Origin of the sequence: Thalassotalea sp. PP2-459 (assembly GCF_001913705.1) — a bacterium.
Taxonomy (GTDB): Bacteria; Pseudomonadota; Gammaproteobacteria; order Enterobacterales; family Alteromonadaceae; genus Thalassotalea_C; species Thalassotalea_C hakodatensis.
In genome coordinates, this window is sequence record NZ_MKQD01000042.1 from 16322 (window position 1) to 38918 (window position 22597).

Annotated in this window: 14 protein-coding genes; 5 read left to right on the forward strand and 9 right to left on the reverse strand. The window is 37.6% G+C overall.

The window, feature by feature from the left end:
• Position 1 precedes the first annotated feature (1 nt).
• A complete protein-coding gene (locus BI291_RS09755; RefSeq protein WP_074498573.1) occupies positions 2 to 1705 on the forward strand; it encodes a GMC oxidoreductase in 1704 nt (567 codons plus the stop codon).
• A 1-nt stretch (position 1706) separates the two neighbouring features.
• Positions 1707 to 2282, forward strand: coding sequence for a gluconate 2-dehydrogenase subunit 3 family protein (locus tag BI291_RS09760; protein ID WP_074498574.1), 576 nt, complete (start codon positions 1707 to 1709; stop codon positions 2280 to 2282).
• A 66-nt stretch (positions 2283 to 2348) separates the two neighbouring features.
• Here the strand turns inward: BI291_RS09760 and BI291_RS09765 are convergent, their stop codons facing one another.
• The gene (locus BI291_RS09765; protein ID WP_074498575.1) at positions 2349 to 3695 is read right to left on the reverse strand and encodes a sugar MFS transporter; all 1347 of its coding nucleotides are present in this window, start codon (positions 3693 to 3695) and stop codon (positions 2349 to 2351) included.
• Between the two features lie 220 nt (positions 3696 to 3915).
• On the opposite strand from BI291_RS09765, the gene agaR reads away from it, so the two are divergent.
• From agaR to BI291_RS09780, 3 genes are all read left to right on the forward strand, one after another.
• The gene (gene agaR / locus BI291_RS09770) at positions 3916 to 4686 is read left to right on the forward strand and encodes a transcriptional repressor AgaR (RefSeq protein ID WP_074498576.1); all 771 of its coding nucleotides are present in this window, start codon (positions 3916 to 3918) and stop codon (positions 4684 to 4686) included.
• A gap of 261 nt (positions 4687 to 4947) precedes the next feature.
• A complete protein-coding gene (locus tag BI291_RS09775; protein WP_083601995.1) occupies positions 4948 to 8103 on the forward strand; it encodes a glycoside hydrolase family 2 TIM barrel-domain containing protein in 3156 nt (1051 codons plus the stop codon).
• Between the two features lie 324 nt (positions 8104 to 8427).
• Positions 8428 to 8874: a hypothetical protein gene (locus tag BI291_RS09780; RefSeq protein ID WP_074498577.1), complete on the forward strand. Its 447-nt coding sequence runs from the start codon at positions 8428 to 8430 to the stop codon at positions 8872 to 8874.
• 114 nt (positions 8875 to 8988) lie between these two features.
• On the opposite strand, the gene dgcA is transcribed toward BI291_RS09780, so the two are convergent.
• The 8 genes from dgcA to BI291_RS18420 all read right to left on the reverse strand — a co-directional run bounded on the left by dgcA (position 8989) and on the right by BI291_RS18420 (position 22408).
• Positions 8989 to 9999, reverse strand: coding sequence for an N-acetyl-D-Glu racemase DgcA (gene dgcA, locus BI291_RS09785; protein WP_074498578.1), 1011 nt, complete (start codon positions 9997 to 9999; stop codon positions 8989 to 8991).
• An 11-nt stretch (positions 10000 to 10010) separates the two neighbouring features.
• Entirely contained in the window at positions 10011 to 11024 is a 1014-nt protein-coding gene (dgcN, locus tag BI291_RS09790; protein WP_074498579.1) for an N-acetyltransferase DgcN, read from the reverse strand.
• A gap of 181 nt (positions 11025 to 11205) precedes the next feature.
• Positions 11206 to 12087, reverse strand: a complete 882-nt coding sequence (locus tag BI291_RS09795; protein ID WP_074498580.1) for a LysR family transcriptional regulator — start codon at positions 12085 to 12087, stop codon at positions 11206 to 11208.
• Between the two features lie 20 nt (positions 12088 to 12107).
• A complete protein-coding gene (locus tag BI291_RS09800; RefSeq protein ID WP_074498581.1) occupies positions 12108 to 13829 on the reverse strand; it encodes a Na+/H+ antiporter NhaC family protein in 1722 nt (573 codons plus the stop codon).
• A 95-nt stretch (positions 13830 to 13924) separates the two neighbouring features.
• Complete coding sequence (locus BI291_RS09805) at positions 13925 to 16507, reverse strand: M14 family zinc carboxypeptidase (RefSeq protein ID WP_074498582.1); 2583 nt, start codon at positions 16505 to 16507, stop codon at positions 13925 to 13927.
• Positions 16507 to 18087 (reverse strand): amidohydrolase family protein, encoded by a 1581-nt coding sequence (locus tag BI291_RS09810; RefSeq protein ID WP_074498583.1) that lies wholly within the window; start codon positions 18085 to 18087, stop codon positions 16507 to 16509. The genes BI291_RS09805 and BI291_RS09810 overlap by 1 nt, the downstream gene beginning before the upstream one ends.
• Before the next feature lie 97 nt (positions 18088 to 18184).
• Positions 18185 to 21184, reverse strand: a complete 3000-nt coding sequence (locus tag BI291_RS09815) for a TonB-dependent receptor (RefSeq protein ID WP_083601996.1) — start codon at positions 21182 to 21184, stop codon at positions 18185 to 18187.
• 1050 nt (positions 21185 to 22234) lie between these two features.
• Positions 22235 to 22408 (reverse strand): hypothetical protein, encoded by a 174-nt coding sequence (locus BI291_RS18420; RefSeq protein WP_175573109.1) that lies wholly within the window; start codon positions 22406 to 22408, stop codon positions 22235 to 22237.
• Between the last annotated feature and the right edge of the window lie 189 nt (positions 22409 to 22597).

A 22597-nucleotide genomic window follows, 5' to 3' on the forward strand; every position in this document is an offset into this window, starting at 1 on the left:
AATGGTAGACTTACTGAATACTAAATTTGACGCGATCGTAATTGGTAGCGGTATTACAGGTGGTTGGGCAGCTAAAGAGCTTTGCGAGCAAGGGTTAAAAGTGCTCGTACTCGAACGCGGCAGAATGGTAGAACATCCAATAGACTACCCTACTGCCCACTTAGCTTCTTGGCAACTGCCCTTTGGTAATCTACCCGACCAACATTCATTCACACAACAAGCTAAGCAATCTCGTAGTGGCTTTGCTACCAATCAAGATATCAAGCATTGGTTCGTGAACGATATTCAGCACCCTTATCAAGAAAACAAACGCTTTGATTGGCTCAGAGGCTACCATGTTGGCGGTCGTTCATTAATATGGGGACGACAGTGCTTACGGTTAAGTGATCTAGACTTTAATGCCAATGCTATTGATAATCATGGGGTTGATTGGCCAATAAGATATAACGATCTAGCACCGTGGTACGATAAAGTTGAACAATTCATTGGTGTGATGGGAGAACCGTTAAATCTTAGCCAACTACCTGATGGTAAGTTTTTACCAGCCATGCCATTAAACAGTGTTGAAAAAGATTTAAGAGCATCTATTAATAAACATTATCAAGATCGCTATTTAACCATAGGCAGAGTTGCACACCTGACAGTTAATAAAAATTTCGAAGGCAGAAGCCAATGCACCTATCGAAATAAATGCATGCGTGGTTGTCCAACCGGCAGCTATTTTAGTAGTAATGCCTCTACTTTACCTGCGGCTAAAAAAACCGGCAACATGACACTTCGCCCACATTCAATAGTCAGTAAAATCAATTACAATGAGCGAACAAAATTGGCAACGGGTGTTGAAGTAATTGATACTAACAGCCATAAAAAATTCACCATTGCAGCAAATATTATTTTCTGTTGTGCATCGACTGTTGCAACCACATCATTACTGATGCAATCAACTTGCCGAAGATTTCCTCATGGTCTTGGTAATGACAGTGGCCAACTTGGTCATAATTTAATGGATCATCATTTTAGAATAGGTGCAACAGCGACAGTGTCAAAATTTGATCATCTTGTTGATCAAGGAAAACGACCTGTTGGCTTTCATATTCCAAGGTTTAGAAACCTAGTACCATCAAAAAAATCTGATAGAAACTTTATTAGAGGCTATGGCTATCAAGGTTATGCAACACGCTCAGATTGGCGTAGAGGCATCAAAGAAATGTCCTTTGGAGCCGACTTTAAAGAGCAACTGTTTAACCCTGGATCATGGCAAGTAGCGTTAATTGGTTTTGGTGAGTGCTTACCACAATATGAAAACAAACTTTCACTAGATTACTCTAAGCTTGACCCTTGGGGGCTTCCTACCGTTACCTTTGATTGCCAATACGGTGATAACGAAATAAATATGCGTGAAGATATGAAAACCCAAGCAGTTGGCATGTTAAGTACCGCCGGTTACGAAAACGTACAAGCCTACGATGACGGTTCGTTCCCTGGACAAGCAATCCATGAAATGGGAACGGCTAGAATGGGCAAAGACCCAACGACTTCAGTGGTTAATAAACATAATCAACTACACAGCGTCGCCAATGTCTATGTTACTGATGGATCCTTTATGGCTTCTTCTGGCTATCAAAACCCATCTTTAACCTATATGGCATTTACCGCACGAGCTGCTGCTCATGCGGTAAAACAATTTAAACAAGGGTTATTCTAACATGGAAAGACGTCAAGCAATCAAAGCTCTGCTTGCGTCAATCGGCGTAGCAGCTTCTAGTCAAACATTGTTTCGTATTGCACAAGCGAGTCAACAAAATCCCCCTGAAAGCCAGTTATGGTTTCGTGAAGATCAGCTTGAATTAATTAAACAATTCAGTGAAATAATTTTACCGGAAACATCCAGCCCAGGTGCAACAACGCTTAAATTACACTACTTTGTTGACATAATGGTGAAAGAGACACTTGGCAAACAAAAACAACGTTTGTTTCTCAATGGCTTAACACTTTTCCAAAAAGCACTCCCTACAAACGATACCGAACATAAAACTCCACAGTTGTGCGTTAATTATTTAAGCCATTTTTTTTCGTTACCGCATACACAACTGGAGGAGTATCAAAATTTTGATGCTCTTCCTCTTAAAAAAATACCAGCAAATAAAAAAGCACACTACTATCAATATGCATTTTTAAGCACATTAAAAACGTTGTTAGTTATTGGTTTTTTTACTCATGAAAACGTCGCAAATATATTACGTGACCCAAAAGATTATCCTGTGATGTATCAACCAGGCTAGCCGTTATCAAAACACAAAAAACGCAGCTACGCTGCGTTTTTTTGGTTCTATTAGCCAATCCAGTAATTACCAGTGGCGTTTTTTATGCCCAATCAATGCGTAATATAAAATAAATAGATAACAAGGTAACATGATCCAATAAGACATTTGGGAGTTACCACTTTGCTCTGCAAAGGCCCCATAAACTAATGGTAATAATGCACCGCCAGATATCCCCATTATTAACACAGCGGATCCTGTTGCGGTTTGTTTACCTAAGTCTTTAAGTGCCATCGGCCATACTGCAGGCCAAACTAAAGCATTCGCTAAACCTAATAAGGCAACAAACAGTACCGTATTGGGAATTGCTGGAACGTTTGTCCAAGCGAAGAAGAAATCCCATACCCAATGGCTATCTTTTGCTCCCATGATAATAAAGGTTGAGAATATAAGTCCTAATACAGCAGAGACCACCAATGCTTTTTCCTGACTGATCCAGCGAGGTATAACAATAATACCGATGATATACGCAACAACCATGAACGCCATTGTATATGACGTTAACTGGCCAAAGTTAGTAACACCTAACTCTTTACCGTATAAGCCAATAGTATCGCCAGCAATAACCTCAACACCAATGTAAAAAAACAGCGTTAATACCCCTAAAATTAAATGAGGGTATTGTAAAATGCTTTTATCTACCTTGTTAACATCATCAACATTGGTATCGTTTTCACCATCTAAATTAACATCAGGCAGCGGAGAAAAATAAATAAAAACAGCCAATAACGCTAGCATGCCTGCCATGATAAAGTATGGCAAAATCAAACGGCTCGATAATTCTTGCAAAGCTTCAAGTCGACTAGCGGCATCTAAACTGGCTAAATACGTTTCATTAAATTGCGACATATCCGTGAGCACAAAAGCAGTAAAAAATATTGGCGCGATAATACCAGCACCTTTATTAAGTATGCCCATAATACTAATACGAACTGCTGCAGACTCTTGAGGGCCTATTACAACTAAATAGGGATTAGCCGCCGTTTGTAATACCGTTAACCCAGTGCCCAATAAGAATAAAGCGATTAAAAATATCGAATATAGCTTTGTTTGCGCGGCAGGTATAAAGACCAATGCACCAACTGTCATGATAACTAAACCACCAACGATGCCTTTTTTATAACCAATGCTTTTTAAAACCTTAGCTGCAGGCAAAGCCATTACGGTATAAGCAATATAAAAAACCAAGGTAACAAAATAGGCTTCAAAATGATTGAGCTCACAAGTGATTTGCAAAAAAGGGATCAAAGATCCATTTAGCCATGTAACAAAGCCAAACATAAAAAATAACCCGCCGATGATCAACATTGGCATATAGCGTTCAAGAACGCTGCCTTGTTTAATCGAATCAGGGGTTGAGATGTGCGTAGACATTTTTTTTCCTAATAATATTTTTTATTAATTTCCCGCTAATAATTCCACATATGCACCCTCTAATCAACAATTTTTGAAACCTTCAAATATTTTCGAACAAAGTATACTGAGGTTAAACTAGTTGCCTTTTCGTTAAAAATAACGAACAATTGAGGCTTGAAGGAATAAACACTTATTCAATAAAAACGATAATAAAAGCAATAATGAAAGAGATAGTACCATGCTAAGTACCATTGAAAGACGTCAAGAAATTGTATTACTCACTGAAAAGAAAGGAAATGTTTCAGTTAAAGAGCTAGCTGAAAACTTCAATATTTCTACCGTAACCATTCGAAATGATCTTAATGAATTAAATAGATTAGGCTTACTCGTTCGCTCTCGCGGCGGTGCTGTACCTAGCAATCGCTTAACGAAAGAATTATCGATTAAAGAAAAACATACAAAAAACCTCAAAGTAAAGCAGAAAATTGGTGAGGCAGTTGCAAACCTAATTGATGAAGGCGATGCCATTATTCTTGATTCAGGCTCAACAACCGAAGAAGTTGCACATTGCTTAATAGGTAAAAAACAGCTGACAGTAATGACTAACGGATTAAACATTGCTAACCAACTCGCACAAGCAGAAGGTTGTGATGTATTTATTACCGGTGGAAAATTACGAAAAAAATCAATGTCTTTCTACGGTGCACAAGCTGAGGAACGTTTAGAGTATTATAACTTTAATAAAGTTATTTTAGGTGTAGACGGTATTGATATTAATCGCGGTATCAGTACACATTACGAACCAGAAGCCAATTTTAACCGAGCTATGTGCGATAATGCAGAACAAATCATAGTTGTTACCGACTCATCAAAGTTTGGTAAGCGCTCCTTGCATGCTATTGTTAAACTTGATCAAGTCGATATTTTAGTCACTGATAACCAGTTAGCTAAAGAATATATCGACGTACTCGAAAGCCATAATATTGAGCTACATCTGGTTGATATATAAAACTTTAACAGTATGTATTAATAAAAAGAGTACGTACTGTTCCCCTCTTTCCCATCTTCTATAATTTAAAAAGCGGCAAAAGATGCCCTCTCCTATCTGTTACATTTTAAAAGTAGCTCACACAACACCTGAACGGTACATTATGATTTTAGTTCACGTAAAACATTAAATTCGAAATCATATGAAAGAAATACAACCTTTCATTAATTTTAAAAGTAAGTTATGTTTATGTGCTAATATTCACGTTTCGTTGCTTATATAATGAGAAAACCTCAACGTATTTACTATAAATTTAAAAACAACAGCTTTTTATCGATATTATTGGCTCCCTTACTGTTAATAATAAGCGGACAAAGCTTTGCTGCTAGCAAGCCTACACCCAGTACCAATGATTGGGAAAACCCACAGGTAGTAGGCATAAACAAATTACCTCCTAGAGCTAATTTTTTTCCATTTGTCGACAAGGTTACAACGGAAAAAGCCCAAGCAGTTAACATTAAGTCGCTAAACGGCACATGGAAATTTTTATTAAGTGCCAATATCGCAAGTGCGCCAACTAATTTTGCACAAACAGATATAAACATTGATGATTGGCAAGATATTACTGTTCCTGGAAATTGGGAATTACAAGGTTTCGATCGCCCCATATACTTAAATCAACCTTATCCTTTTGCTAAGAATCCCCCATTTATTCAAGAACATGACAATCCTACTGGGCATTATCGAAAAGTATTCCAACTTGATAAAACTTGGTTAAATGAAAAAAAAGTGATTATTCACTTTGGTGCAGTAAAGTCTGCATTTTATCTATGGGTTAATGGCAAAAAAGTGGGATACAGTCAGGGAAGCAAAACTCCCGCTGAATTCGACATCACCCCATTTGTGCAACAAGGAACAAACACCTTAGCTCTGCAAGTATTACGCTGGAGTGATGGCAGTTACCTAGAAGCTCAAGATTTTTGGCGATTATCAGGGATAGAAAGAGATGTTTACCTGTATTACACCCCAAAAGCACACATTAGCGATTACTTTGTTAACGCTGGATTAGCCAAAGATTATACAACGGGGACATTTAATTTAACCGTTGATACCATAGATACGAATCCTCAACAGCAGCTAGAAATCACTCTAAGGTCTGCGCAAGGAAAACGCATTTATCACAAGATAAAAACGATAACATCTATAGATAACAAGGCTACTACAACCTTTAATGCACAGTTTAAACAAATAGCAAAATGGTCTGCTGAAACACCTAACCTTTATCAACTGACAGTGACATTATTAGATAACAATAAAACCACTCAGTTGATCAATCAATCAATTGGGTTTCGCAGTACAGAAATTAAAGAAGGACAGTTGCTTGTTAATGGACAAGCTATTTTAATTAAAGGTGTAAACCGCCATGAACACGATCCAGATACAGGACATTTCGTCTCGAAAGAAAGCATGGAACTCGATATAAAACTGTTTAAGCAATTTAATATCAATGCGGTACGCCTAGCGCATTATCCAAATGATCCCTACTGGTACGAACTTTGTGATAAATACGGCATCTATGTGGTTGACGAAGCAAATATTGAATCACATGGTATGTATTATAACTTAGCGAAGGGCGAGTCATTAGGAAATAACCCTGATTGGAAAAAAGCCCATTTAGCACGGATAGCTGCCATGGTTGAACGTGATAAAAATCACCCGTCAATTATCGCATGGTCTTTAGGTAATGAAGCTGGAAACGGCTACAACTTTTATCAAGCTTATGATTGGGTTAGAGCGAGAGATCCCAAACGCCCTATTCAATATGAACGCGCCGTTTTTGAATGGAATACCGATTTATATGTACCGCAGTACCCCACGCCTGAATATATGGAACAATACGCAAAGTCAAACCCTGATCGCAGTATGATCATGAGTGAGTACGCGCATGCTATGGGTAACAGTGCAGGTAATTTTCTCGATTTTTGGCAAGTGATCCGTAAATACCCTAAATTACAAGGAGGGTTTATTTGGGATTGGGTAGACCAAGGCTTAAGAAAAACCACCGAAGATGGCGACAGTATTTTTGCATATGGTGGTGATTTCGGTGTACCAGGCACACCATCAGATGGTAATTTCGTTTTAAATGGTATTGTGTTACCTGACCGAACTCCTGAGCCGTCACTCTACGAAATTAAAAAAGTACATCAAGACATTCAAATAACGGCGATCGATCTTTCAAAAGGAAAAATTAGACTCTTTAATGAATTCTTCTTTAAAGATCTTTCAACCTACAAATTGTCATGGCGCTTGATGCAAAATGGCCGCACACTAGACAGAGGCACGATTAATGATCTCAACATTGCTCCCCAACAAGCAAAAACGTATCGACTCAACTATCGCGCGCCTAAACCAAGTGAACAAGAAGTCTTTTTGGATATTCAAATACTGACAAAATACGATGAGCCGTTGATCGGACAAAACGCTGAAATAGCTAAAGAACAATTTATCGTACACGAAGCTATGCCCAGAAAAGCTAAAGGTGGTGATGGCACTCTAACCACCTATAGAACCGTGACTGACACCGAAATACACGGTAAAGATTTTGTGTTCAGGTTTAATCACAAATATGCTGAGCTCTCAGGGATGCGCTATAAAGGTGTAGAACTTATCAAAAAGGCGCCTAGAGCAAACTTCTGGCGAGCACCCACGGATAATGACTTTGGCGGAAACTGGCAAGATAAATTGCGGGTTTGGCGATATGCCTCTGAACGTCAGAAGAAATCACGTTTTACATTCATTGAAAAAGATAACAAAGTAATCGTTAAAACCGCTTTTACTCTAGAAGATGTTAAGGGAAGCGTAACGATTGATTACACCATCACACCAGATGGTGCTATTAACATTGATTATCAATTAACGTCGTCGCTTGAAGATATGCCTAAAATTCCACGCGTTGGCATGAATATGGAGTTATTTGGTCAATTTGAACAGCTCAATTATTTTGGCAAAGGACCGCACGAAAACTACCGTGATCGCCATTATGCTGCACATGTTGATTTATATAAAAGTACCGTTAACGAGCAGTATCACCCCTATGTTCGTCCGCAAGAAAGTGGTTATAAAACACAAGTGAGATGGGCAACTTTAGTTAATAAAAACGGGATCGGAATAGCCATATCTGGCAAACCTCATTTCGGCATGAGTGCTTTGCCATACCGCATTAGCGACCTTGATCCAGGCATGCGCCGAACCCAAATACATTCAGGTAGTTTAAAGCCAAGATCAATTGTGTCACTTAATGTCGACTACGGACAAATGGGCGTTGGTGGCGTTAATAGTTGGCATACGACTGCTTTAGATAAATACTCACTGACAGAAAAAAGTTATCAGTACAGCTTTACCTTACAAGGCGTAAGTTCAGTAGAAAATAATCAATAGTGTTATTGAAAAGTAAGATGTAACTAATCATAAAAGTGATTAGTTACATCGATATTTTCCTTTAAAAACGAGTAAAACAGCTCTCACCAACCATCATACCCTAAAGTTATATCTCACCAATTCAAATGAATAGTTGTTGCATGATTATTCGTTATATACTCGTAAACATATAATATTGCTGAATACTAATTTGCTCGTTTAATACTTTCATACACTTGTATTAACCTTGAACAGAAAGTGAGAGACTTTTAGCTTTAGCAAATACACTTTACTTACTAGCAAAATGTCATGTAAAAACCATCCCAAAGAGATACTAACAGCTTAATGAAAACCTTTCGTAAGCTGTTATCAGAGCATCACTATAATTCACAACAATCGTTAATTGATGCCTTAGCGGAACATGGTTTTTGTGATATTTCTCAGGCGAAGGTTTCCCGCATGCTATCCAAAGTAGGAGCCATTAAAATACGTAATAAAAGAAACATGATGGTGTATCAACTACCAAATGAAATGAATACACCAAAAACGAGGCAATCGATAAATTCCATGGTGTTAAAAATCACACATAATAAGTTTCACATCGTTGTAAAAACAATTATTGGTGGTGGCAGTGTTATTGCACGTATTCTTGATACTATGGAAGAATCACTTGGTGTGCTTGCAACCATTGCAGATGATAATACCGTATTGGTGATCCCGTCATCAGTAGAGAAAATAGAGCAGATCTTGCATAATATTATCGAACAATTAGAGATTAGCGAATATCATTAAAGTTAGAATATCAATAAAAAAAGCCCTGCAAGCAGGGCCATGCAATAGCATGTTTTCTAGGTAAGTCGATTTTCTATCTGTAAGATAAGGGGTAATTGTCGAGCATTTTTAGTGTCATTTATCCGGGTAACACTGATCTGAAGGCCCTCCCCAGAGTCTATAATCTAATACGCTCATTTCACCGTGTGAGAAGCTAAATCCATATTTTCTGTCGCTAGCGACAAGCAATGGTCCATCTAAATCGACAAATTTTGCATCTTTCGTCAATAAAAATGCAGGAGCCATGGCTAACGATGATCCGACCATACAACCAATCATAATATCAAAGCCCAAGGCCAATGCTTCATTATTCAACTGTAATGCTTCAGTTAAACCACCTGTTTTATCAAGTTTAATGTTTATAGCATCGTAACGACCTTGTAAATAAGATAAATCTTTACGGGTATGACAAGATTCATCAGCACATAAGGCAACAGGCAAATTTAGCCCAATAAGCTCTTGGTCATGCCCTACAGGCAAAGGTTGTTCAATTAACACCACATTAAAGCTAGATAATATATCAGCACTGTCAGTTAATTGCTCTATCGTCCAACCTTCATTAGCATCCACGATAAAATGGCTACTAGGTGATGCTTGATGAATTGCACGCATTTTTTCAACAATACCTTCGCCATCTAGTTTCACTTTAATTAACGGCGGATGATCTAGCGTTTTCGCCGCCTTTGCCATATTCTCTGGCGTATCGATACTTAAGGTTTGTGCTGTAACGCAAGCTGGTGTAGGTGCTAACTGTAATAGCTGCTCCACTGTTTTTTGTTTTAGCTTCGCTTTAAGATCCCAGTAAGCGCAATCAACCGCATTTTTTGCGGCTCCTGGTGCCATCGCTAATAGCAATTCATCTAACGACAAGCCCTGCGATAGTTTTTGCTGTACATAATTAAGCTGATTAATGACAAGCTCAACATCTTCTTGATAACGTTTATAAGGGACAGATTCAGCTCGTCCGGTTTTTCCATCGCAAGATAGCTTAACTTCAATAACATGCGCTTGTGTTTTTGCGCCACGCGCGATACGAAATACTTTCGCTAAAGGGAAAGAAATTTGTTGGTAAGATAATGTGATCATTCCTTTATTACCTATGCCTGTTGCAAGTGAATTAATGGGTTAACAATTGCATCGGTACCATCTCGTACAGGGTCAACACACGGTAAAGAAAACTCTTCTGAAAGTCTTTTACAATAAGCTTTACCTTCTTCAATGCTAACACTTGAAGTGTTAACAGCAATGCCAACAACTTTTACATTAGGGTTGGTCAACTTTGCTGCCGTTAAGTTTAATTCAATCGTCTCTGCAATACTTGGAAAGTCAGTATGCGGTAAACCACGCATATGTGTTCTATTTAATGCATGGCAAATCACTAAGGCATCAGGTTGTGAGCCGTGTAACAGCCCGATACTAACACCAGCAAAGGCAGGGTGTGATAACGAGCCTTGTCCCTCTATGATATCCCAATGGTCGGCTTGGTTATTTGGCGATAATGTTTCTGTAGCACCAGAAATAAAATCAGAAACGATACAGTCAATAGCCAAACCTTGACCGGCAATAAGAATTCCACATTGACCCGTTGCTCTAAAGTCAACACTTACACCTTGAGATTTCATTGACTTTTCAAGACTCAATGAGGTGTACATTTTACCTACCGAACAATCAGTACCCACAGTGAGCAACCGTTTACCAGTACGTTTCACACCAGAACCTGTTTTAAAGTTAGCTTTTGGATGTCTAATATCAAATAATTGTTGATTATGCTTATTTGCAACAGCAACAAGTTTTGGCACATCTGTAAGTTTATCATGTAACCCACTTACCACGTCCATACCCAATTCAAGCGCTTTAATAATGTACTGATGCCATTTAGGTGCTAACACCCCACCACTGTTTGCAAAACCAAGTACAAAGGTTTTTGCACCTTTAGTAGCCGCTTCTTCTATAGTGGTTTCATTTAATCCTGTTGTTACTGTACAACCATCAACGCTCATTTCCCCAATACAAAGTTCTGGACGCCAATCGGCTGCACCACGAGCCATTTTAATCGAAAGTTCATCGGTAGCATCACCAATAAAAAGCAGATAAGGAGCAATAATTTGCATAATAAAATACCTAAAATAACTGTTAATCATTCATCTTTAATTTATGTTAAACAGCTTATTAGTATAATAAATAATTTGAAAATACTATGACTTGGTATAGGTATAACCTTAGGTTATATCAAAAATAAAAGAATGAAAATAATTTCAACAATTAATTATTAGGATCTGTTGATCTTAGTTTTTAAACCTTAAGTTGCGCAATAAAAAATGGAATAAAATCATCAGCAACTCGAGATAATCCACGCCCTTCAAGATGTAATAAACTCACATTGAATGACAGTTGTGGCTCAAATGACGCATAACCTATTTCATCCGACATATTACCCATAGCAGTATATTTATCTACGACACAGACTCCACTGCCTTTTGCGACCATTCTAGCTGCGATAAAATAAGTATGTACCTTAATCGTAGATGGTAGTGTTACATCTTCTTCCATAATACGTTTCCACAATAAATCTCCCAACGGGCCACTATCACTAATATCAATAAACGTATGCTCAGCTAGTTGTGTTAACGATAACGCTGATGGGCAATTAGGAAATAGTGTTTTTGGGTACATAACCACAAGCTCAGAATTTGCACATTCTTTAAATGTAATTCCTGCAAGTGTTGGCGGTGAAAACAATATTGCAAAATCGCACTTATGTTCAAATAATGCTTTAGTAACTTCATCGTTATGTACCGTTTGTATGGTAAAGTTAACTTTTGGATGCTTGGCCTGAAACTCAGTAATTGCGCTGGGCAACACATCAAAACCTAATGCTGGAGTTACCCCGATACTAATGTTACCAAAGTCGGTTTTTTTTATATTTTCAGCAGTATTTCTAATTGAGCGCATTTGCTGATAAATCTTATCTACTTCTCCAAATAATAATTCAGCTTCATTTGTAGGGACCAAACGCCCTTTTACTCTTTCAAATAAATAAAAGCCAAGTTGCATTTCAGCATGTGATAACACTTTACTCACCGAAGGTTGTGATACATGTAAAATTTTAGCGGCATTCGTAATAGAACCAGTTGTATAAATTGCATGGAAAATTTCAATATGTCTAAGTCTCATGATTCACCTATATCAAAATGTTACGCAAAAATTAACACGCAAGCTGTCCATAAAGTGGCGGCAAGTGACGCTGCGAATGTTGCTGGAACTATTTGAGACTTGACATGATCCATTAAGTCGCAACCTGTTGTCATCGAACTTAAAATGGTGGTATCAGAGATAGGCGAACACTGATCGCCATAAATGCTGCCATTTAAAACGGTTGCAAAGCAAATCATCATAAACAGTTCTGGGTTGGCTAACATTTGGCTTTCACCAATCGCCCAAGCAAGTGGCATTGCTAATGGAAAAGCAATGGCGTAAGTGCCCCAACTTGTGCCGGTTGAAAAAGCAATTATCATGGTAATTAATTGTAATGTTATAGGAAGTAACCAGTATGGTAATTGTTCACCAAGTAATGATACAAGGTACAAACCGCCGCCTATTTCTTTACTAATAAAGCCAATAATCACCGCTAGCATCAAAATTACCGACGCTACAACAACACCTTTTAATCCATTACCAAAGCCATCAATAACATTCATCAGTGACATACCCTTAGCTAACGCCATCAACACCGACAATACTAAAGCAGCACCAAAAGCCCAATTTACCTTTGGAGTGCCCATAAAAATAAAGGTAAGAATAGCCGTCAATATTAAGGTAACTAAAGGTAAAATAAACTCTAAATAGTGTGAGTGATAACCTTTTGGCACATCACAGGTTTGTAATTCTTTAGCGCTTAGCGGTTTAGCACCTGGCGCATCTAACTGCCCAGTGGTATTAGCTCTCACATGCGCTTCTTTAATTCGTCTACCAGAAAAAGTCGTAATATTTAAACTTAGCAGTAACGTACCAAGCACAGCAAAAATGCCATAAAAACTAAACGGAACGCTACTAAAAAAGAACGCAATTCTGTCAGCCTCCGTTGCTAAGAAGCTGACCCCAGGCACAAAGATCAACGCTTGTACGTAAGCAGGCCAAGCATTAAAAGCCATTACAGCGGCGATAGGCGAAGCAGTTGAGTCAACAATATAACTCATTTCTTCATGGCTCACTTTTGCTTTGTCAGCAAGCGGGCGTACGGTAGTACCAACAAGTACTGTACTCATAGTGCCCCCTTGAAACAATAAAACGCCAAGGATCCACGACACCACTTTTGCAGAGCGCTGACCTCGAACAAATTTTTCAGTCATCATGTTAGCAAACGCTTGTGCTGCACCCGTTTTTGACCAGATCCCTAGCAAACCACCGAGCAACCATAAGTATAAAAGTAATAATGCCGCGGTACCTTGTTGAGCAAGGTTTGGAATGAGCACACTGTCTGTAATATCGTACTCCCCTAACATTAACGCACCACTCACAATCCCTGAGAAAAGAGCGGTTAAAGGTTCTCGAGTAATTAAACACAATACAATCGTAAGAAATGCAGGCAGTAACGACCACAAGCCAAAATGAAACGCAGGTTTTAACTGTTGCAATTGACCGTTTTCTTTCTCAACCCATTGTTGAGTTAATGCAGGGGAATCAACTTTATTAAGGTTGGCTTGATTCAGTGGTGATAAATCGTAAGGCACCACATCGGTAATTATGATTTCCTCACCTTTATATTTATAAGCTGATTTCCCTTTATCCGATTGATAAATATCATAAATATATGATTGTTCAAGCCATGTTTTATCAACATAAAGGTTTACATATTGTGCAAAACATAGCCCGACTACCAAGATAAAAAAGGCCATTACATTTTTGTTTATTGTCATAATTTAATCTTATTTATTTTTAAAAGACATCATCAATAAAATCTCCACATTTCAAATCAGAAAGCCTTACTCGTTTTTTAATAAGGCTTTCTACACTATTCAGCAGTGATACTACGTGGTTTTTCAAACAACTTGGAAAAAAACAAGCTATTCATGAATAACTTTTCAGTTCCATAAAAATATCCTCTAAAATTAGGATCATCGCTAAAGACAATGACGCTACCTTGACCTAATCTTTGCCCTACTAACATTGATTTTCCTGCTAACTGTTGTTGATTATCTGTTGAAGCAAACCCTGTTAATAGTGGTTCATCTGTTATCTTTACCACAGTCGCATAAGGGTTTTTAGGAGGTTCAAAGGCGAGTAGACCACTACGGTGACTCGCAATATATCTACTTGAATAGCCATAACCCAATGGGTGTGTGATATCTAAATCTCCAGCCATAACAGCACCACCAATAACGTCTTGTGCTTCTAACATAGACTTTTTAGCGTAATCTATACGCGACTTATTAGAACCTTTACCTCGATTAAACTTTACAGTTTTTAAGTTAAGCAACTGTTTTCCTGCCCATTTAGCGCCATCTCCGATACCAACTATAGTACCACCAGATTTAACCCAATTTGTTAGTTTGCTAGTAAGTGAAGTACTGATATCAGAGTACTTACCATTAACCATAACAAGATGTGTATAATCAGCTAAAGCAACATTATTTAAACGCCATTTCTCAAGTAAAACGACAGGTATGCGCATACGTTTATCTAGTAAATGCCATACTTCACCTGCTTGATACTGAGACATACCAGGACCAATCACTAATAACACTTTTGGTAACGAAACTGGTGCGATATTATTACTGCCTAAGTCCATCCCGGTACTTTGCGTATGTGAGCTATTAAGTGCATAAACAGGCACACCATCTTGTGCTGCTTGAGCCATTAATTGATGTAACTTAACTGGATTGCCTCCTCCCTGTGCACCAACATTAATAACCACACTACCACGTTTAAAAGTTTTAACGCCTTGTGCTGTCGATGCTTTAAATGCACTATTTGCGATCCTAGGACGATACCCTTCGCTCAATACTTTATAAAGTACTTTAGGCGCATAATAATGACTCCAATCAAATGCATAAGCGACTGTAGCTTTAGTAACAGTAGGTTGAACTGGAAATTTAACCTTAATTGATTCATCAACATGATAGTTTTTACGTGTTAAAGGTTGATAAACAATGCCGAAAGCTAATGGCATTGTCCAACCTGACACATCATAAAAAGTGTTGTTTTCAAATTCAGTTACCTTAGAAAACAAACCTTTTACCATGCGGTAGCTCGCTTGGTTTACTTCAACAATATAAGAGTGTTTAGCCTTGAAATGTATATCATTAAGGGCTAAATCTTTAATCAGCGGCTTAACCATGATTTGGTTACGTTCAAGTAATTGTAAAAAGTGAAACATTCTCGCTGGATCGTCAGGTGCGGTAAATACATATGCTTTTACTTTATCATCAGCAGCCATTTCTTTTGTTTGCGCTGCAAAGTGTTGCTGAAACTGTAATAATTCCTCTTTTTTATCGACAGCATTATTAAGTAACTCTAAACCAACATGATAATAGGTACGAATGTTATCTCTAAATGACAATAAACCGCGAGGAGTAGCTAACACACCGGCTGAGCTTGCTTGTTCAAACAATATGCCTAAGCTTCCATAAATATGCGGATATGTTGCCCCTTTACCTAAATAAAAGTTATCGTATGCTTCTTCATTAAAATAAGGCTCTGCTTGTTTATCTAAAAAATCCCTTGGTCCCTGAACAACATCACTTAATAAATTCATTGCTTTTTTATTTATAATCGGATGTATACGATCAGGTGCTCCTGGATGAAAATAAAACGATTTATAAGAACGCATTTCATGGAAGTCAGCAACGATATTAGGACGCCACTGGTGAAATTTTTTTACCCAACCGACAGGTTCAGGCTGTTGTTGAAGCATCCACTGACGGTTTAAATCAAACCAATAATGATTCGTTCTGCCAGAGGGCCAAGGTGAACCATGTAAAGCATGATTAGGATCACTAACCGTTGCTTGTGACGAATACCTTAGATTCCATGAAGCTTCTCGGCTATTTCCATCAGGGTTCATACTGGCAGTGAGTAAAATAACACTGTTATTTAATAGCCTGTCTATGTTTTCTCCTTCCGCGGCAGCTAAGTGATAGGCAATTGGAATAGCAGAATCATTAGAACTGACTTCACCACCATGAACACCAAAATTAATCCAACTTATCACTGGCATATCAGCATCTGGTTTTATCTTTCCTTGCTGCAAACGTAAATGTTGGTTACGTATGTTTGCTAAGTTTTTATGGTTTTCAATGGAAGTAATTGTCAGTGTTACGATAGGTCGCTTTTCATTACTGTAGCCTATGACCTCATAGTTAATACGTTTCGACTGTTCAGATAAATATTTAAAATAAGCAATCATCCGATCATTGCGTACCATTTGATCGCCAAGGCGATGACCTAAAAAGCTACTTGGCGACTTAATGGTTGAATCAAAAACAGTAGATTCATCAAAAATAGCATCAACTACTGGATTCGCGTAAGTATTATTTACGGTAGCAATTACACCACACGCTAAAACAATAGTAATATATTCAAAAAAACGTTGCATTACTGAACCACCTTTGTATTTTTCCCCTGACGAATAGCCTGACCAGCCAGCTTACCGGTTAATTCACCTTGAGAAATAGCCAATTGACCATTAATGATCATCCATTCAACCCCTTCACTTAATTTTTCTGGATAGATATAGTCTGCTTTCGGAATAAATGTATTCGGATCAAAAATCACAATATCGGCAATATAACCCTCTTTCAGTTCACCGCGGTTAGAAAGCCCAAACGTTTTTGCGGTTAAAGAGCTACTTTTATTGATAAAATCTTGAGTAGTTAACCATCGTTTATCTAAAACAAATTCATGATATTTTTTAGAAAAAGAAGCATATTTTCTCGGATGTCCAGGGCTACCATCTGAAGATGTCATCACCCATGGTTGTTGCATATATGCTTTAATGTCTTTTTCTGACATGTTAAAACTAGCAACTCTTGCATTACCATCAATAACAATTTTACGAGCGGCATCTATTGGCGTCATATTCCATTCAATGGCAACTTCTGCCAGTGTTTTACCTCGTAAATTAGGTAAGTTTAAATCGGTAATTAATAACGATTCTGCACCACCCCTACGCCGTAAATTTTCTTGCATCGCTACTTTAAGCGCTGGCCAGTTGTCTTCATTTTTAACACGTGCTATGTAGGTTGATTTATCACCCGCTAATACTTTCCTAGGCAACAAACTACCAGCAACGCTTGTGCCTGATGCTCGCCAAGGGTACTGATCAGCGGTTACATTAACGCCCATTTCACGTGCTTCATTTATCAAATTGATGACACGTTCACTTTCACCCCATACATCCACACCTAACGCTTTTATATGGGCAACGTGTACTGGTAATTCTGCTTGTTTACCAATGGTAATGACTTCTTGAATCGCACTAACCAAACCAATACTGTAAGTGCTTTCATCACGAATATGACTATCGTAAATTCCGTTGTATTTCGCCGTTACCTTAGCTAAAGCAATCACTTCTTCAGTAGTGGCATAATTGCCAGGGACATAATACAAGCCTGTTGACAACCCTAACGCACCTGCTTTCATGGCATCATCAACAATATTTTTCATTGACACTAATTCATTCTCGGTTGGTGCCCGATTAGTTCGTCCCATAACCGCTTTACGCACTGCTCCATGGCCTATGTATAAGGCAACATTTGTTCCAATACCTTGTTGTTTATAGTGACTCAACGTATCGTTAACATTAATACTTCCGCCACCATCAACATTACAAAATACGGTACTTACACCTTGTGTTAAATAGTTTGCATTAATATTAGGGACGTTATCATCCGAAAAGTCACTACAAGCATGAGTATGAGGGTCGATGAATCCTGGTGCAATAACCATATCTTGCGCATTGATAGTTTCTTTTGCAGAAATATTCGATGGCTTTTTCTCTTTTATGAAAATTATTTTCCCTTGATCAATGCCAATAGCTCCTTTAATCGCTGCATGTTCTGCCCCTTGATAAATTGTATTCCCCGTTATAATCATATCAATGGTTGTTTCTTTACTACTACAACCTGTAAGGCTAGCAATAATAGTGACGAGTGCCGTTAATCGAGTTATTGGCATGGCTTATTCCTATGTATATTAATAAAAGCAGAGCAACCTTAGTTGCTCTATGATGACAAGGTTTTTAAATGATTTATCAATTAAATATAAAAAGTGATTAATCAAAACTCATACTGAAACTTACATATAAATAACGACCTTCAATATTATGTAAACTTGCTTCATAGCCATATGTTTCATCTGCTAAAGGCGGCTCTTTATCAAAAATATTTCGCATACCTACACGAACTCTAGAACCTTCAAGCATACCTGAATCATAAATATATTGGCCATACAGATTAAACGTTAACCAGTTATCAACATGCCAGTAATCGCCAGTATCATTATGTACTGCACTGGTATCATAAAAATCACCAACATATTTGCCATATAAACCAGCCCCCCAGTTGTTGTAAGACCAAGATAAAGTACTGGTAGCTTGCCATTCTGGTCGACCATCTAATTTCACCAACTCCCCAACATCATCAAGTGTAATACCTAATGAGGCTAGTTTAGCGGATTCTCCATCAACACTTTGATAGGCTTTTAACAATTTAGCTGCATTGAATTTAAAATCAAAATCACCGTAACTCGTATTATTAAGACGATAATTAATACTTATATCAAGCCCTTCTGTTACGCGAGAATCGAGGTTTTCAAATAAACCGATTACTTCTGACATATCACCAACAGCCGTTAGCCCAGAGCCATTAAAAAACTCAATATCATCTGCTGTTGGCTGACTACGAATAACATTGTCATTACTACTACCATTTAATCGATAATAATAATCTAAATCAGCAATATTTTGATATGATCGAATGCCAATAAGATCTTCTTGTTCAATACGCCAAAAATCTGCCGTCAGTGTTAAGTTTTCCAACATTTCTGGTGTATAAACTAAACCAATACCGTAGTTATAATCATTTTCAGGCTTTAATTTAGCATTACCAAAACGAATATTAGAGACACTATCACTACTGCTACATTCACTTAAACTGCTGATATCACCTTTATTAATCTGCGCTTGGCAACGATAATAATCGGTAGGATAATTGACTCGTGAGGTTTGAGAAGTATGTAATTGTTCAAGGTTTGGTGCTCTAAAACCTTCAGAATAAGAACCACGAACCTGTAAACTCTCAGCAGGATACCAACTTAAAACAACTTTTGGTTTAAATACGCTACCAACATCATTATATTTCTCAAAGCGACCTGCCACTTGAAAGCTCAATTCTTCAACTAATGGGACATCCATTGATGAATTCACCAGTGTGCCTGCAAATTCAACAAAAGCAGATGCTACATTCCTTGAACCGCTTGCATTAGGTTGGCCACTTGACCCCATAACGTCAGAAGCATAGGTTTTCCCGTTTACGCTATCAGTATATTTTATTTTACCGTTTAACCTGTCATCATATTGATTATCAAAGCTTTCATACCTCCACTCTGTACCTAATGCGACACCGACATCTCCACCGGGAAGCGAAAATAAAGAAGGCGTTGAAACTTTAAAGTCAATTAAACCTAGCTGTGTTTCACCAGTTCTGGTGATATCAATCAAAAAGCTATCAATGGTATCTTGAGAGTTACATTTCGCATTGCAGAAAGGATTATAAGCTGAACTATCTTGTTTATTTACACTTTCTTGAAACAAACTTAAGCTGATACGATTATCAGTGTTATCAACCGTTTTAGCTTTTGAATATAATGCCGCTGAATCCCAACTCCACTCGCCAACATCTCCACGGGCTCCGCCTAACATACGGTAAGAAGTATTTTCCACGTTAATCTTACGTACACCAGCATCAACAACTCGGTATGCATCAACTTTAATATCTAAACCACCATCGGGAATATCATACCCTGATAGTTGATTTACACCTGATCCTAACGGATTCCAATAAGCAGAACTAGAAATAGTGACAGGTGCAGACGTTAACGTTGCTGTTTCACCACGTTGAGAATTAGATTCCGCACGATAATAGCCAAGCTCTCCATACAGCTCAACGTCATCGTTTAATTCATGATTGATAAAAACAAACGAATTTACACGTTCTGTTTCAGGTATTAATGTACGACTACCATTAGTATTATATGTTTGTGTATTAGTACTTATACTACCACTATCAACACATAAACCATTTTCAAGTACGCATTGCTGATTACTATCAGTTGCATCAACATTTTCAATATGAAAACGACCTGCCGCACTTGTTAACCCCTCAACTGCTTGGCTAGCATCAAAACGCCCCCATGGAGTTGTTGTAGAAGAGTTTCGAAAATTTGAGTCGCCTTCCCAACGTGTTCCTTCTACTAATGGACGAAGATCAGAGTTAGCAGAATAATTTCCTTCAGATGCCATCACCTCTGAACCTAAATAATAGTTAACCGAAGCCGTTACATTCGTTAGTCCATGATTTAAATCCCAACCTGCTAAACCATTTAAGTTAAGCTTTTCTCTACTAGTATTTTCTGATTGTCCATACTGAACATCAAACTTAAAACCACTATAGTCTTTTCGTAATTGAGTATTCACAACGCCTGCTACAGCATCTGAGCCGTAAATAGCAGCAGCACCATCATGTAAAACCTCTACGGCACCTACACCCATTACAGGGATAGAATTCATATTTACGGTTGTCACTGGAACAGAGTTTTCTGTTTGTGAACCAGGGTGTTGAACCAAGCGCCGACCATTTAATAAGACAAGCGTATTACCGGTTCCAATACTGCGAAGGTTAATTGAAGCAACATCGCCACGGGAAGCATAAACACCACTTACAACATCATTACCATTAAAGCTTACAGTGCCATTACTTGGTATGGATGCAAATAACTCGCTACCAGATGTGGCCCCTATGGCATCAATATCTTTTTCATCGATAATAGAAACTGGTAGTGCTCCCGTGATTGTAGCTCCTTTGATCATGGTGCCAACCACACTAATCACTTCTACATCTTTATCGACTTTCTTTAGCGCTGGACTTATAACCTCACTTTCGTCTAATGGATTCGTTTCTTCTGCGATTGCAGGTAACATTGTTGTCGTAAATGCAGATAATAAACACATGCTTATTTTATTTAATCGGTACTTCGTTTTCTTAGGTGCAAACATTTTATTCTCCCTGAACTTCCATTATTTTAATGGTGATAATTTTATAGTTGTTTGCATGAATACACTGCACAATTATCAGCGTTGATACAATTGACAAATAAAGTCAAAGGCATAACCAAGGGTTATGCTCTTAACATTCAATAAGAGAATTTTTTAAACATAAAAAACGACCTTCGTTAACGTATTTTAATTGACTAATTTTTACCAAGCGTTATGGATTATGATGAAACTAATTTAACATTAGCTCCCCGTTTGCATAGATAATGATATAGTGGTTATATTTTTTATAATAATTTGGCTAGGCTAAAGTGTATTAATAAAATCAAATGTCAAGGTCATAGAAATACTTAGTGAGAGCAACAGAGGTTAAAACTAAATTGGAAAAGGTTAGCACCAGAAAATAGAAAATGTCCCCTAACATCCATGGAGGAAATAAGCTTTTATTATTACCTCATTTTTTAAAATTACTCATACATTCAACCTTAGCGTTTATCATCAATACATTTTCTACTGCTCTCGCATTTAACTCGATTAAAGCCACAAAAAATACTCTAAGTAATTCTTACTCTACTATTCAGAGTTCCGATGCCTATGACAAATATTAGCCTAAGTAGTTAGATCTAAAAGAACCAAGTAGCAATTTTATAGAACCACTCCTACAATCGAAAAAAAAAGGCATAATAGAGCTACAACATAAAGTAAGTCACGTTTAAACGTATCCGATGGACAGCAAAGGTCAACAAGCCCTAATATTTTTCTGAAGTCACTAAATTAATAACAAATTGAAAGTCGCTCATAAACGCTAAACGCACAATAATGAATAACCAAAATATTTTCAGCGCAATTGAAGTAGTGAGAAATCGTTGGATAAACATTAAAATCAAGAAGTATAAAGCACTTAATAAACAATACGGTGCACAAATTGAGCATACCGAATACAGCCTATTTATATACGATGTTAACTTTTTTGTAATGCTGATGTCGTTTTCACTTTTTTCTTAACAACACTTACTCAACTAAATTTTCACGTTCGGAGTAAACGAAAGTTTACTAATTATAGCCAAGTACATAATGTGGTGTAATTGCTTCGTAATCTTCAAATTTAGGTATATTGTTCGAAGGTTCGTATAACTTTTGTGCTTCTTCAGTACCGGTGACAGGTAACGATATCGTGTTATTTGATTCTGTATTTTGATTATTATTCATGTTAATTTGATGGTTCATATTCATTACTCCTCATTGCTTGATATACGCACTATGCACGAATAAAATAAAAAGAAACATGAACCATTTTTAGGCCATAAATAACGTAAGGTTATACTAGAGCGTGTTGATCTTTCATGTTTACTTTTGCCGCAATTTGTTTGGTATTTATACAAGGCAACACTTGCGCCGTGTAGTTATTCTACTCCA